Genomic DNA, 14,726 nt, shown 5'->3' with positions numbered 1-14,726 from the left:
CCTTATTAAAAATATAGGGCGGGGGTTTATTTCGTTTTTATACATGAGAATGATTTTCATGTATAATAATGTAAGATTGGAGGAGTTTCACTATGAGTTCATGGCTATTATTCGCACTATTATCAGCAATTGCTGCTGCCCTCGTATCTATTTTCGGAAAGATTGGCTTAGATGGAATCGATGCCAACGTCGCAACAACGGTTCGCTCTATTATTATGGCATTATTTATGGTAGGAGTTATTATTATACAAGGTAAATTTCAAAATATCGGTGATGTCCTCCTAAATAAAAAAGCACTGCTATTTATCACATTAAGTGGAATCGCTGGTGCTTCGTCATGGCTATTTTATTTTCTTGCGTTAAAAACAGGAAAAGTTTCACAAGTAGCACCTATCGATAAATTAAGTGTAGTATTTTCCATTATTCTCGCGATGATTATATTAGGTGAAAAGTTAAACTTTATGACCGGTATTGGTGTAGTCTTTATTACAGCTGGTGTATTATTTATTGCTTTCAGCTAAAAAAACCGCTATTATTAGCGGTTTTTTCTTTTCCTTATGTAAATCCACACAATCAATATTACAATTGCCGAAACTAATAAAATCCATATTCCATAATGATGTAAACTATATTCAACAAAGCGCCACTTCTCTCCCAGTTTCCAACCTAAGCCAATAAAAACACTTATCCAAATTAGTGCACCACCGTAAGCATACAAACAAAATCGCCACAATGTTAAATTTGAAACTCCAGCAAAATATGCTGTTAAATGACGTACTCCCGGTATAAAGTAGCCAATCATTAAAAGAAATGGACCGTATTTTTCAAATAAAATATGTGTTTTTTCAATATGATGTTCCTTAATTCTAACTTTCGGACCATATTTTTTTAAAACAGGGAGCCCAAGTTTTAAACCTAATATGTAACTTAATGTAATGCCAAGCATTGCACCTGCCATTCCACTTAAAAAAGCAGCTGTTCCTGACATAACTCCTTTTGAAATGTTATATCCAATAAAAGTCAATAAAAACTCATCCGGTATAGGTAATCCAACAATCCCGCCAGCTAAAGCTATAATAATTCCAAAATATCCATAATGTGCGATTAACTCGCCAATATGTTGTTCCATTCGGAAGACACATCCTATACACGATCGTTATCCCATATTGTGCCCATTCTATCTTTAAGACAAACATGGTATACATATTCACTATACATTGTTTTTATAATGAACTCTACTTCTATTCCATTCCTTAAATAGAGATTTAATCGGTGGTTTTTTATCCATCCCCACTGATTATTAGCCTGAACCAATCGGGATTTTACGGGCAGCAGGTCTCCCACTTAACTTCCTTGCATTCGCTCAATTTTGGAGTAGGAGTCTTACTGCCTATAAATAGCGAGATAAAAAAATAAAAATTCATAGGCTTATTTTTTTGTTACAATAAAGGGAAGTTACTTTTTGCAACGGTTTAACTCTCAAGAAAAATGATATATCTAGCAAAAACATAGTTTGGTCTATATAATGCAACTTCTACCTATTAGAGTAACATGCACCCTTTTACATACAACATCATTTTTCTAAATTATACAGGGGGAACGAACATGACCATTGAAAAACAATTTATCCAAAAGATTTACTATAAAACATTTTTAACAGAAGACTCTTCCATTCCGGTAGCGGAAGTACTCGGTGAAGCATATATAAATGAATCAAAAAATGAATTCTCCAATATATCTAATATTCGCTTTGCACAAGGTGAAGTTTATTTTCAAACTAACGACTTTGAAGCCGCTATATTCAAATGGGAGAAAGTAAATAATGAACTTGCTCTCTGGGCTATGAAGAATATTGCAGATGCTTATTTCGAATTAGATTTCTTGCCAAAAGCAGAAGAAATTTATACATCTATCCAAACAGAAGATACAACTCTTACAATGGAAGTTTCCCTACAACTTCTTTCCCTTTATATAGAGCAAAATCGTTTAGGACTAGCATTTAAGACGATTAGCGAGGCTGTTGCATTTCAACCAGACTATCCAAATATTACTGCAATCGCTCGATCGTTCTATGAAAAACAAGAAGATTGGAATAATGCTATTGAACTCGCTGTTCAAGAAGGAATTCGAACAAAATCATTACACTGGTTCGATACTTTAATCAATTATGTGAACAGAGGCTTTACTAAAAAAATTAAACCTGAGTATTTCTATGAATCTTTAAAAGCCTTATATACAATTGATCAAGTTCAATTTAAAGAGCTTGTTATCTCACTTTGGAACAGCTATGAAAATGAATCATTCCATCTCCCTTGGATTCAAACAATAAATCACCTATTCTTACATGTTGAAGTAGATGCTCATGACGATTGGAATGAAATTTCTACTCGCTATCAAGAAACGTACTTCGAATTGATTACTGGACAACATTTCATGCACGAATTACAAGGACTTGTACCAGATTTATTAACAAATTGGTTTAGTTTAATGAGAGCGGAAGATTCTTTACTTGTATCCGCAGCAGTATTAGCATGGAATGAAGTTTCACCGACAACTCTAGAATCATTACTCGTAAAAAGCGCAGGTGCCTTACTTTCAAATGCATCAGCTCATGCAAATGTTGATATGGCAGACGTATCAGCATTATTTGAAACGATTGCTGTATGGGCTGAGAAGAATGATGTAGATTTAGGTCATCAATTCACACTACTTGTTCGTGAGTTATACGATTTAACTGTTACACAACTTCTAGTAGCAGGAGCTAGCGATTATGATAAATCAGCCTTTATTAACTCTATACTAGGAGAAAATATATTAAATGAGGCTATAACAACTTCAATTACATTTAAAGATGATAGTCAAACTGAAATAACTGAGCTTACAGAACTAGATATACGAAATATACCAAACTTTGACGAACTTCATAACATACTAGCGGTACCTTCTCAGTCAAAACTAGAAAGAAAATGTATTGAAGTTAAATTACCAAGTAGATTTTTACGAAAAAATAAGTTTTCATTCCTTGTCACACCTACTGTGCATGGACAACTTGACAAAAACAGCTCTCACTTTGAATACTTACAGGCAGCAGATAGTCTCATCTATGTCCTAAATTCAGCTTCACCATTACATGATGAAGAGCTCGATACATTATTATATATTCGTGAGCAAGTACCAAATTTACAAATTAAATTCGTCTTACAAACAATTGATACGAATACTAGTGAAAATATCACGAACAGCATTAAAAAGAAAATACTCGTGCATTTCCCAGAAGCACACTTTTTCCCTTACTCTCCTTCACAAGAGAGTAGTGAACAGCTAGGTAACGTAACAGACTCTATTCTTTCTAACCTTACTAAGCGTAACGTGGAAAAAGAACGCATTGAAAAATTATTATGGTTTATCCAAAAAACAATTGCATACCTTGTAAATGAGCGTGTGGAATTAGAAAATACGTTAGTGAAATCCGTTCGCTGGAATAAACATATTTTAGTAAAACTTGATGGTTTTATTAATAATCTTACTGCCATTCAAAAAGATAAAATTCGTTCTATTACAGAATCTTATCTCTTAACGAAAGAAGAGATTACGCAGGATATACATTCTCAAATTCCTGAATTGTTGCAGAGTTGCTCTGACCTCGTTCAAGAAGATAGTGATTTCAAACTGGTCCATGAAGAACTAAATGTAGCAATGAATGAAAGAATTCAAAAACATGTACAGCAAGTGCTTCTTCCTAAATTTACTGGGTCTATTCAAGAATGGATTGAAACTGCTCATAATGAATTCATTCAAGCTCAAGCTTATTTAGATGAAATGAGCGATACCTTTAATAAGCTCTATGAGGAAGAGCGTATTAAACTTCCTTGTGATTTCAAATTACTAGATGACTGGGATAGAGATGTTGCAAGAATGACGAATAGAATTACAGTAGCTAACATCAATATTTTATTACGCTTTACACCGACACAATTTTTCTTAAAGAGTGCAGGGAAATTATTCGGTAATATGCAAAAAAATCAATCTATGCTATCAAATAAATATAAACAATATATTGAAACAGAAGATTATACAGAAGTTGCTCAGATGATTTCAAAACAATTCTTCCTTCAATTTGAAGTATTTGAAGGTGCGCTAGAACGGGATATCATGATGTTCTTTAAAGACCCTCTTAGCATATTGAAACAAACCGTAGAAGCGGCCCAACTTGAAATACAAGAAGATGAGCAAACATTAACAAAGCTAAGAACAAACCCAGAAACTTATCATGATCCTTTAACACTCTTTAAATTGCAATTGTTACAACGAAAATTCATGTTAAATATCGACCAAAATAATGAACATATTGCTTCACAAGAAACAATAAATAAAACACCAACTGTTTAAATAAGAAAAACCAAGCAACTAATTCGCTTGGTTTTTCTTATTTTTAATCTACAATTTTCACATGTTCAAATGGATAATATATCGCCATGAACTTTCCTAATACTTCTGTTCTATCAATGAGCCCTAAGCCGTTCCTACTATCCCTACTAACTAAACGATTATCTCCCATCACAAAAATTTTATTTTTAGGAATTGTAATCGGTCCAAAATCTTCAGTTAAATTGATAAGTAATTTTTCTGCCTGTTTTTTATTATTCTTTAAATACTCTTCATTTTTCACTTGATGATTAACATATAATTGATCATTCTTCATCTCAATTACATCTCCTGGTAATCCAATAACTCTCTTTACATAGAAATTATCTGTCTTCACGACAATAATATCCTCTCTCTCATAACTTTCAAATCTCTTTGCAAGTTTATTAATAATTACTTTATCTCCATCTTGTAACGTCGGCCTCATCGATGCTCCTTTTACAGTCGTAGGGAAAAACAAAAAGATTTTTGCCAAAAACACTAATAAACATGCAATTGCAATTATTTCAAAGAATTCACGCAAACATTTTTTCTTTTGCATCATTCCACCATCTCATCATCTTTTTATTTTTATTATAAGTACTCCGACTGGTTAATTTCCACAAAATTCTGAATTATAACATTAGAATATTACAAATACAAAAATAATAATCCCTATAAATTCACTATTTTTATATACTATGTTTTCCATCTATCAAACAGGACTTTTCCTATGAAATTTATGCTTAGAAAGTATAAGATACTGCACAAATTAAACAAACAAATATAATAGCATAGCAATAAAAAAGATACTCTCAAAATAGTCTATCAACTATTTTTGAGAGTATCTTTTTATAATCCTACATATACAATACACATCTGCGCTGCGACATATGTAAACCAAATCCAAAGCGGTTCATACTTCAGTTTGCGCCCTCCGATATCTGTCACGCCGATAATAAAATCAGAAATCACAAACAGTAAACCACCAAGTGCTGGTATCCACCATATTCCTATATTCTCGTAATATAAGGCGAATGCAAAACATGCCATTCCTCCAACCCACAAACCGTAAATTAGAGCGCCTATTGTAAAAAGTTTGTCTTGTTTTTCATTTCGAATAAAGAAAAACCACCCTATAATTAGAAAGAGTCCGTATACGAATAAACCGATCCAAAAACCATTCCATGAAATACCTGTTTGTAAAAATGCTTTCACATAGAAACAATGTGCAAGAGCGAAAGTAACCATTCCTCCAATTAATCGATGACCAATTGGAATTAATCCTGCCATAAATAAATCCCCTACAGTTGATAAAGTCATACCGAGTGCAACCCACGTACTGTACTCAGCCGATGGATCTTGTAACCATATCCAAATTGCACTTCCTGTTAAAGAAAAACTAAGAATAAGACGAACTGCTAAAGGTAACGGCATATTATTTCTCGTTCTCTTCGTCTGTCCTATTGCATAAATTGCTCCCATTAAAAAAAGAATAATTTGCCCGACTAACACAATGTAAAGTACATTCATAATATGTTCTCCTCAATAAATGCTTTATTCTATCTTTTTTCGTTACATATATCACGTTCTCCTTTTTCTATGTAAAAAAAGAAGAACAATACTGTTCTTCCATTTTAATCGTTTTTCTGTTCTCTATGCTACTTGTTTTTCTTGCTCAACTTTCTTTTTAACCGGGTTACGATTTACTACAATAATTCCCGCTGCGACACACGCTAAACCAAATAGTACAAAGGAATGGATTGCTTCCCCTAAAATTAGACTTGATAGTAGCACACCAAACACTGGTATAAAGAACATATACATCGAGACTTTCCCTACTTTGTTATACTTCATAATTGTATTCCATATACAGAATCCGGCTGCTGATAAGAACGATAAATATATGAGCATAAGTATTGCATGTAGATTAAATATGAATGGCATCATTCCAACTTGAGATGCACCTATACATAGCAACCCAATTGATCCGAAAATCATCTGATATGCTGTCATATACCCAATATCTAATGTTTTACTACCTTCTTTCGCTAATATGTTTCCATACGAATACATCATGGCTGCCCCAAGAAGTAATAAGCTACCTATTCCAAAATGAAATGATAAACTTCCATCACTCGGTACATTCACTAAAATCACACCGCAAAAACCGATAGCTACTCCAATTACTTTTCGCCTATTTAGAGCATCATCTTTATATAAAAAGTGTGCGAGTAAAATTTGAAAGAATGATGATGTTCCTGAAATAATCGCTCCTTCAATTCCTGAGCTGTAACTCATTCCAATATAAAAACATATATATTGAAGAAAAGTTTGAAACAAGCCAATTTGAACTAACTGCTTTCCTGTTCCTTTTTTGAACTTCATATCTTTTCCTAACGCTTTAAAAAATAATAAGAGCATTACACCAGATAAGAAAAAGCGATAGCCAGCAAATAATATTTGTTCCCCGACTTCTTGTGGCTGAATTCCAAGTTCAGCATAGCTTAATTTAATAAAGGGAAATGCGCTTCCCCATAAAAATGTTGCCACTATTGCAGCAATAAACACGCCAATCGGATGGGTAAAAAATTTCTCTGTCTTCAACTTGATGTCTTCCTTTCCGACCTTTTTATGAACAATATTCATATATACCAAAGGAAATGCGAAAACACAAGTTTTCAGTTTATCCCGCTATTCGCCGGGCAGTAAAACTCCCACCTCCAAATTCGGCTGGGGCAAAGAAGTTAGGTGGGAGCCCTGCTGCCCGTAAAAGCCCGATTGGCGAGGGCTTTTAATCAGCGTGGGATGAACAAAACCACCACTAATTAAAGTTTCACTTTATACTAAAACAAAAACATATCATCTAAGAAAAACATATGCTATACTATAGAATAATTACAACATAATAACTATTAAAATCAGATTCAACAGAAATGCTGCTATCCATTATGGATGGCAGCTTTCGTCGTTTTATAGGGGTTTCGATTTTGATTCTTTTTCTCAATAAGAATTCGGAAGGAGCGAGTATTAATGAACGCAGAAGTAAAAACATTACAAGCACAAAAAGATATTTCTAATCCCTCTTTATGGGATACATTAAAGAAACATTATGAACTTATATTTGCAATCGCATCTGGTATTTTTATTTTAGCTGGTTGGTTATTCACAAAAAATGATGCAATAAGTGCAGGTATTACTTTATATATCCTTGCTTATGTAATTGGAGGATTTGCAAAAGCGAAAGAAGGTATTGAAGACACAATTGAAGAGAAAGAGCTAAATGTTGAAATGCTCATGATTTTTGCAGCTATCGGTGCCGCAGTTATTGGTTACTGGGCAGAGGGTGCTATTTTAATCTTCATCTTTGCATTAAGCGGAGCAATGGAATCTTATACATTAAGTAAAAGCCAAAAAGAAATTTCAGCGCTTCTTGATCTACAACCTGAAGAAGCATTACGTATTTCAAACGGAATTGAGGAACGTGTTCTAGTTGAACAATTACAAATTAACGATATTATTTTAATTAAGCCAGGTGAGCGTGTTCCTGCTGATGGCACAATTCATACTGGTGAAACAAATATTGATGAAGCTGCTATTACAGGAGAACCCATTCCGAATGAGAAAAAATTCGGCGATGAAGTATTTGCCGGCACTGTAAATTTACGTGTTGCTATTGAAGTTAAAATTACGAAGCCGAGCGATCAAACATTATTCCAAAAGATTATTCGTCTCGTTCAAAGTGCACAAAGCGAAAAATCCCCATCACAACTATTCATCGAAAAATTTGAAGGAACATACGTAAAAGGTGTACTACTTGTTGTTGCGCCTATGATGTTTGTTCCTCATTTCTTACTTGATTGGAGTTGGAATGAAACGTTTTATCGCGCGATGATTTTACTTGTAGTCGCTTCTCCTTGTGCGCTAGTTGCAGCCATTACACCGGCAACTTTATCAGCAATTTCAAACGGAGCGAGAAACGGTATTCTCTTTAAAGGTGGTATTCATTTAGAACGTCTAGCTTCAGTAAAGGCGATTGCCTTTGATAAAACAGGAACATTAACACAAGGAAAACCTACTGTAACAGATGTATATGTTCGAGAAGGCATAGCAGAAAGTGAAGTACTTTCTATTACAGCAGCGATTGAAAGTCACTCTACACATCCTTTAGCAGAAGCGATTGTTAAATATGCAAAACATGCTTACGACATTACGATAAAAAAACCAGAAAACGTTGAAGATGTAACTGGTTTTGGATTAAAAGGAATATTAGAAAACAAATCTTATAAAATTGGTAAAGCTGATTTTATTGGAGAAGAAACAAAGACATTTCATAATGGCATTTCTGCTTCACTTGAAAAAGAGGGGAAAACTGTCGTTTATATTAGTGATGAGGATGGTATTCTTGGACTGATCGCTTTAAAAGATACCCTTCGCCAAGAAACGATAGCGGCTATTCGTGATTTGCAAAGCATTGGTGTCGAAGCAATCATGATTACTGGTGATAATGAAGAAACAGCAAAAGCAATTGCCAATGAAAGTAATATAAAAGAATATTACGCATCATGTTTACCGGAAACAAAAGTTGAAACGATAAAGCAGTTAAAAGAAAAGTACGGCATAGTCGCCATGGTTGGAGATGGTATAAACGATGCACCTGCACTCGCTACTTCTAGTATTGGTGTTGCAATGGGTGAAGGAACAGACGTAGCATTAGAGACTGCAGACGTTGTTCTTATGAAAAACGAATTATCTCGTCTCTCTCAAGCAATCCGTTTATCAAAACGAATGAACCGTATTGTGAAGCAAAACGTTATCTTCTCTTTAGCTGTCATTGCAATGCTGATTTGTTCTAATTTCTTGCAGTTTTTAGCTCTTCCATTCGGTGTTATTGGACATGAAGGAAGTACCATTCTTGTAATCTTGAATGGCTTACGATTATTAAAAGGAAATAAGTAACGGGTCCCTGATAAAGGACCCGTTTTTTTTAATGGTAGCTATTGTGACCGTTCGCACTACTGCTCGTTTTATGCTTTGGATGCGAACTGCTCTTTTGTTTATTATTACTTTTATTATTGTGGTTCTTTTTATTATTACTCATGAAATATCCCCCCTGTTCCCTTTTATTATGGAACAAGAGCTCATTTTTCATTACGGGAATTATTGTCACCCGTTCTATAATGATGGAGTAAGCCATTAATTTCACCGCCAAGTAAAATTACCCACCCAGTTAAGTAAAACCATAACATTAAAATAATGATACCACCGAGACCACCATATGTATTAGCGTAATTCGCAAACTTATCTACATAATAAGCAAATGAGTACGATACCACAATCCATCCTACAGTAGCAAATACTGCTCCTGAAATAACTTCTCTTCTTTTTAACTTGCGATCTGGTGCAAACGTATATAAAAAACTAAACAAGGCAAATAGCACGAAGAAACTCGCGACTAACCGTGTAATACTCCACACGTAAGAAAAACTATCCGATAAACCAATTGCTTTAAACACAGCTGCTCCAATCACTTGTCCGAACACTGGAACAATTAGTGCAAACACAATCATAAAAATAATAGCTAATGTAAACACAATTGATAACGCTCTTGTTTTAATAAAAGAACGTGTTTCTGTTACATCATAAGCACGGTTAAAAGCGTTCATAACCGCATTCACCCCGTTTGAAGCAAACCATAACATCGATAGTAAACCGAATGATAATAAACCACCATTTTGTTCGTTTACAACTTTATCTACGTTTACTTCAATTAAGTTCATTGCATCTTCCGGTACGTACGGTTCTAATAAATTGAGCACACTTTCTGTTTGAAGGTCGATAAAGCCAAGAAGCGTAATTAAGAAAACAAGCCCAGGAAAAATCGCAAGCAAGAAGAAATAAGCGAGCTGTGCTGCCAAGCCCGCTACATCATCGCGCATCGTCCGGTCATATAAATCTTTCCCAAACGAAAACGTACGATTTCTTCTCACTTTTTCTAAAATTTTTCTCATATATGTTTAAACGCTTTTCTTCTCTTCTTTATCTTGCTTTAACTCAATGTACGCTTCAGTTTTTTTTTCCTCTGCATTTGAGTCTTTCATAAATAATTCACGTGCTTCTTTCATACCGCCATCTTCAGCAACTACCGGCTCTTCTTCTGCTTTAAGCTCATCTACCTTTGGAGATACAGCTTGAATTTCAATCGTTTCTGGCTTTTCTTCTCGCTCAACTTTTTTCTTACTAAAAATTTCTTTCGTTTCTTTTAACGTCTCTACAACAGACGGTGTCAATTTTTTGATTTCCGCTACTTTCGCTTTCACTACATTTAAATCAGCAAGTTCGCGTCCTTTATCTGTAACAGTTTGCACTCTTTCTTTTATCTTCGCATTTTCACCAATTTCAATCATCTTTGTTTTTGCTTTTTCTGCCGTATTTTTTACTTTTTCACGGTTTTCTTTCTTTAACATAGATACAGCTACACCTGCAGCTACACCAATCGCAATGTTTCGAGCAATATTATTTTTCTTTGCCATATTCCTTCACCCTTTCATTTCTTATATTAGAAAGTATTACTTTCTAAGTTTCCTCATATTCCTTGTTCATTTCGAATGAAAGCTAATAGCTTTGCACACCCTTCTGTTACAAGGTCATACACTTCTTGAAAGTTCCCTGTATAGTAAGGGTCAGGAACGTCTGTCCAGCCACCGTCTGGAACAAAATCGGACAGCCTACCAATATAGCCTCCAGTTTTACCAAAACTTTTTAAATCTGCTATATTCTTGTTGTCCATGGCAATAATATAATCAAACTTTGTTAAGTCTTCTTTTTCTACTTTCCTTGCTTTAATTCCTTCAAAAGCGACTTCATTTTCTTTTAAAATTTTTTGTGTTCCTTTATGTGGTGGATGACCAATATGCCAATCTCCAGTTCCTGCAGAATCAATGACAATTTTCTCTTCGAGTCCCTCTTTTACGACAAGATCCCGAAAAATTGCTTCTGCCATTGGAGAACGACAAATGTTCCCAAGACAAACAAACAATACTCGGACCATATTTTTGTTTCTTCCCTTCTTGGTGCATTTCTTACCATATACTTATATAGTATAAACAACCAATTATTAATTATAAAGGAAATCCCTACTAATTTAATAGGATTGAAAAGTTTCATTAACGAAAATGATAAAAAAATGTTAAGATAACCTTATGTTATTTTAAAGGGGGACACTTCGGTGGATTTATCCGTAAAATCAGAAGCAAACGTTGAATATATGGTAGAAGCTATTAAAGAAAAATTACGCATGGTTAATGCTGGAGCAATGAGAGCTGCTAGTTTTAACGAAGAAATGTACGAGGACTTACGTGACATTTATGAGCACGTTATGAAACGTGAAACATTCAGTATTAGTGAAATGCAAGCTATTACTGAGGAATTAGGTACATTAATTAAAAAATGACAAAGAGCCTCACGTATTCGAGGCTCTTTTAATTTCAACAAATTCATGACAACTCTTCTCTTTTCCTCCTCACATTCTAAATTACTGTACAATGAAAGTAGAACCTCACCTTAGATTTTTTCTCCATACATACTACTCTAAAAAAATTGCCACACTACCATTGCTAACTGTTTTTACTGGAGGTGCTTACTTATGAGCAATTGGTACAGTAAGACGAAAAATCAAACATTAATCGACCTAGAAACAAATGAACAACACGGTTTAACAGATAAAATCGTAAATGAACGTTTAAAGCAATATGGTTATAATGAATTAGCTACCAAACAAAAACGTACTTTATGGCAGCGCATTTTCGCCCAAATTAATGATGTCCTCGTATATGTCCTTATTATCGCGTCCCTTATTTCCGCCTTTGTAGGTGAATGGGCCGATGCAAGTATTATCGCGCTCGTTGTAGTTTTAAATGCTGTTATCGGTGTAATCCAAGAATCGAAAGCGGAACAGGCTTTAGAAGCATTGAAAAAGATGGCAACACCTAAAGCTATCGTAAAGCGAGATGGTGAACTAAAAGAGATTCCATCTGAGCACGTCGTTCCAGGTGATATCGTCATGCTTGATGCTGGGCGGTATATCCCCTGCGATTTACGACTTATCGAAACTGCGAATTTAAAAATTGAAGAATCTGCTCTAACTGGTGAATCTGTCCCTGTCGATAAAGATGCAGTCTACCACCCTTCCATGCAAAATGATGAGCAAGTACCATTAGGTGATCAAAAAAACATGGCCTTTATGTCGACGTTAGTAACATACGGACGTGGCATCGGTGTTGCTGTTGAAACTGGGATGCATTCACAAATTGGCAAGATCGCTACCCTTTTACATGAAGCAGACGATGATATGACACCACTTCAAAAAAGCTTAGCACAAGTAGGAAAATATTTAGGATTTGTCGCTGTAGCTATTTGCACTACTATGTTTCTCATCGGTTTTTTACAGGGCCGGGATACGTTAGAAATGTTTATGACCGCAATTAGTTTAGCTGTTGCAGCCATTCCAGAAGGCTTACCAGCTATCGTTTCCATCGTTCTTGCAATTGGTGTTCAGCGTATGATTAAACAAAGCGTTATCATTCGTAAACTACCAGCTGTTGAAGCTCTCGGTTCTGTCACAATTATTTGTTCAGATAAAACAGGTACATTAACTCAAAATAAAATGACCGTTACTCACTTTTATAGTGATCGCACATACGACCAACTAAAAAATTTGAATGTAAATAATGATGCACACCGTCTATTATTAGAAAATATGGTTTTATGCAACGATGCCTCTTACGGTGCCGACTCACAAACAGGGGATCCTACAGAAATTGCCCTTCTTGTTGCCGGAAGCTCTTTTAACATTCAAAAAGATCATTTAGAAAATAAACATGAACGTGTTAACGAATTGCCTTTCGATTCTGATCGTAAAATGATGTCAACTGTACATACGTACGATGAAGGCTACTATAGCATGACGAAAGGTGCTATTGATAAACTTTTACCTCACTGTACCCATATCTTTATAAATAATAAACTTGAGGTCCTAAAAGATTCTGATAAAAATCAAATATTAGAAGCTGCCGGGTCAATGTCGCAAGAAGCCTTAAGAGTACTCTCATTCGCATATAAACGATACGATTTAAACGATATGGATATAAATCATCTCGAAGAAAATCTCATCTTTATCGGTCTTGTCGGTATGATTGATCCACCACGTACAGAAGTAAAAGATTCAATTACAGAATGTAAAAAGGCTGGTATTCGCACAGTTATGATTACGGGTGATCATAAGGATACCGCCTTTGCAATTGCCAAAGAACTTGGCATTGCTGAAGAAATATCTGAAATTATGATTGGAACTGAATTAGATACCATTTCAGATACAGAACTAGCAAGTAAAATTAATCACTTAAATGTATTCGCTAGGGTCTCTCCAGAACATAAAGTGAAGATTATAAAAGCATTACGTGCTAAAGGAAATATCGTTTCCATGACTGGTGACGGTGTAAATGATGCTCCATCTTTAAAACAAGCAGATGTTGGAGTAGCAATGGGAATTACAGGAACAGATGTCGCAAAAGGCGCAGCAGATGTAGTTTTAACAGATGATAACTTCTCATCTATTGTGAAAGCTGTTGAAGAAGGAAGAAATATTTATCGTAATATTAAAAAGTCTATTCTCTTCCTACTTTCTTGTAACTTCGGCGAAATTATAGCTCTCTTTTTAGCTATTTTACTCGGCTGGGCAACACCACTACGCCCTATTCACATTTTGTGGGTAAATTTAATTACAGATACACTGCCTGCATTATCACTCGGTGTTGATCCTGAAGATCCAGATGTGATGAAGGAAAAACCACGACATGCGAAAGAAAGCTTATTTAGCGGCAGCGTTCCTTTTCTTATTTTCAATGGGGTTGTAATTGGACTTCTTACTTTAACAGCCTTTATCGTTGGGGCAAAGCTCTATACAGGAGATACAAATTTATTTCCTCTCTTCCCAGAGCAAATTGATGAAGACGCGCTATTACACGCTCAAACGATGGCATTTGTCGTTCTTAGTTTTTCTCAGCTCGTTCATTCATTTAACTTACGTTCAAGAACGAAATCAATTTTTTCAATTGGGATATTTACAAATAAATATTTAGTCTTCTCACTTCTTATCGGTGTTCTTATGCAAGTTTGTATTATCTCCATCCCACCTCTTGCCAATATATTTGGTGTGCATGCATTAACATTACGCGATTGGGGATTTGTTCTCTTGTTAAGTATCATTCCGCTTGTTGTGAATGAAATCATTAAATTAGTTAAGAGAAACTAAAAGGCAATGA

The 14,726-nt window shown here is 34.9% G+C and carries 12 protein-coding genes; 5 read left to right on the top strand and 7 right to left on the bottom strand.

Annotated features, from left to right (window positions below; genetic code table 11):
* Nucleotides 1-92 precede the first annotated feature (92 nt).
* Nucleotides 93-521 carry an EamA family transporter gene (locus QCI77_RS02420; RefSeq protein ID WP_002029573.1) on the top strand — a complete coding sequence of 143 codons (429 nt, stop codon included), beginning with the start codon at nucleotides 93-95 and terminating at the stop codon, nucleotides 519-521.
* Between the two features lie 14 nt (nucleotides 522-535).
* Here the strand turns inward: QCI77_RS02420 and QCI77_RS02415 are convergent, their stop codons facing one another.
* On the bottom strand, nucleotides 536-1,129 hold the full coding sequence (locus QCI77_RS02415) for a DedA family protein (protein WP_002029574.1): 594 nt from the start codon (nucleotides 1,127-1,129) through the stop codon (nucleotides 536-538).
* A 476-nt stretch (nucleotides 1,130-1,605) separates the two neighbouring features.
* Here QCI77_RS02415 and QCI77_RS02410 point away from each other — a divergent pair, with 476 nt between their 5' ends.
* Nucleotides 1,606-4,389, top strand: a complete 2,784-nt coding sequence (locus QCI77_RS02410) for a tetratricopeptide repeat protein (RefSeq protein ID WP_002125014.1) — start codon at nucleotides 1,606-1,608, stop codon at nucleotides 4,387-4,389.
* Nucleotides 4,390-4,432: 43 nt separating this feature from the next.
* On the opposite strand, the gene lepB is transcribed toward QCI77_RS02410, so the two are convergent.
* From lepB to QCI77_RS02395, 3 genes are all read right to left on the bottom strand, one after another.
* Nucleotides 4,433-4,969, bottom strand: coding sequence for a signal peptidase I (gene lepB / locus QCI77_RS02405; protein WP_002029576.1), 537 nt, complete (start codon nucleotides 4,967-4,969; stop codon nucleotides 4,433-4,435).
* Nucleotides 4,970-5,256: 287 nt separating this feature from the next.
* On the bottom strand, nucleotides 5,257-5,937 hold the full coding sequence (locus tag QCI77_RS02400; RefSeq protein WP_002029577.1) for a lysoplasmalogenase: 681 nt from the start codon (nucleotides 5,935-5,937) through the stop codon (nucleotides 5,257-5,259).
* A gap of 123 nt (nucleotides 5,938-6,060) precedes the next feature.
* The gene (locus QCI77_RS02395) at nucleotides 6,061-7,011 is read right to left on the bottom strand and encodes a DMT family transporter (RefSeq protein WP_353824464.1); all 951 of its coding nucleotides are present in this window, start codon (nucleotides 7,009-7,011) and stop codon (nucleotides 6,061-6,063) included.
* 426 nt (nucleotides 7,012-7,437) lie between these two features.
* On the opposite strand from QCI77_RS02395, the gene QCI77_RS02390 reads away from it, so the two are divergent.
* A complete protein-coding gene (locus QCI77_RS02390) occupies nucleotides 7,438-9,363 on the top strand; it encodes a heavy metal translocating P-type ATPase (RefSeq protein ID WP_353824463.1) in 1,926 nt (641 codons plus the stop codon).
* 182 nt (nucleotides 9,364-9,545) lie between these two features.
* Here the strand turns inward: QCI77_RS02390 and QCI77_RS02385 are convergent, their stop codons facing one another.
* From QCI77_RS02385 to QCI77_RS02375, 3 genes are read right to left on the bottom strand one after another with little or no spacing between them, the layout of a single operon-like run.
* Entirely contained in the window at nucleotides 9,546-10,415 is an 870-nt protein-coding gene (locus QCI77_RS02385) for a YihY/virulence factor BrkB family protein (RefSeq protein WP_060749399.1), read from the bottom strand.
* A 6-nt stretch (nucleotides 10,416-10,421) separates the two neighbouring features.
* Entirely contained in the window at nucleotides 10,422-10,937 is a 516-nt protein-coding gene (locus QCI77_RS02380) for a DUF4075 domain-containing protein (protein WP_088031671.1), read from the bottom strand.
* Nucleotides 10,938-10,990: 53 nt separating this feature from the next.
* Complete coding sequence (locus QCI77_RS02375; protein WP_131246605.1) at nucleotides 10,991-11,455, bottom strand: low molecular weight protein-tyrosine-phosphatase; 465 nt, start codon at nucleotides 11,453-11,455, stop codon at nucleotides 10,991-10,993.
* Between the two features lie 177 nt (nucleotides 11,456-11,632).
* On the opposite strand from QCI77_RS02375, the gene QCI77_RS02370 reads away from it, so the two are divergent.
* Nucleotides 11,633-11,857 (top strand): DUF1128 domain-containing protein, encoded by a 225-nt coding sequence (locus QCI77_RS02370; RefSeq protein ID WP_002010236.1) that lies wholly within the window; start codon nucleotides 11,633-11,635, stop codon nucleotides 11,855-11,857.
* A gap of 192 nt (nucleotides 11,858-12,049) precedes the next feature.
* On the top strand, nucleotides 12,050-14,716 hold the full coding sequence (locus tag QCI77_RS02365; RefSeq protein ID WP_353824462.1) for a cation-translocating P-type ATPase: 2,667 nt from the start codon (nucleotides 12,050-12,052) through the stop codon (nucleotides 14,714-14,716).
* Nucleotides 14,717-14,726: the final 10 nt, after the last annotated feature.

This window comes from Bacillus cereus group sp. MG9 (assembly GCF_040459995.1).
Classification (GTDB): domain Bacteria; phylum Bacillota; class Bacilli; order Bacillales; family Bacillaceae_G; genus Bacillus_A; species Bacillus_A mycoides.
Note: the sequence above shows the minus strand (reverse complement) of the source record. Positions and strands in the feature narration are given on the sequence as shown.

Excerpts from the sequence above, each read along its gene's own strand:
- lepB (WP_002029576.1), bottom strand. The coding sequence starts at position 4,969 with ATGATGCAAAAGAAAAAATGTTTGCGTGAATTCTTTGAAATAATTGCA.
- QCI77_RS02400 (WP_002029577.1), bottom strand. The coding sequence starts at position 5,937 with ATGAATGTACTTTACATTGTGTTAGTCGGGCAAATTATTCTTTTTTTA.
- QCI77_RS02380 (WP_088031671.1), bottom strand. The coding sequence starts at position 10,937 with ATGGCAAAGAAAAATAATATTGCTCGAAACATTGCGATTGGTGTAGCT.
- QCI77_RS02390 (WP_353824463.1), top strand. The coding sequence starts at position 7,438 with ATGAACGCAGAAGTAAAAACATTACAAGCACAAAAAGATATTTCTAAT.
- QCI77_RS02385 (WP_060749399.1), bottom strand. The coding sequence starts at position 10,415 with ATGAGAAAAATTTTAGAAAAAGTGAGAAGAAATCGTACGTTTTCGTTT.
- QCI77_RS02420 (WP_002029573.1), top strand. The coding sequence starts at position 93 with ATGAGTTCATGGCTATTATTCGCACTATTATCAGCAATTGCTGCTGCC.
- QCI77_RS02415 (WP_002029574.1), bottom strand. The coding sequence starts at position 1,129 with ATGGAACAACATATTGGCGAGTTAATCGCACATTATGGATATTTTGGA.
- QCI77_RS02410 (WP_002125014.1), top strand. The coding sequence starts at position 1,606 with ATGACCATTGAAAAACAATTTATCCAAAAGATTTACTATAAAACATTT.
- QCI77_RS02375 (WP_131246605.1), bottom strand. The coding sequence starts at position 11,455 with ATGGTCCGAGTATTGTTTGTTTGTCTTGGGAACATTTGTCGTTCTCCA.
- QCI77_RS02365 (WP_353824462.1), top strand. The coding sequence starts at position 12,050 with ATGAGCAATTGGTACAGTAAGACGAAAAATCAAACATTAATCGACCTA.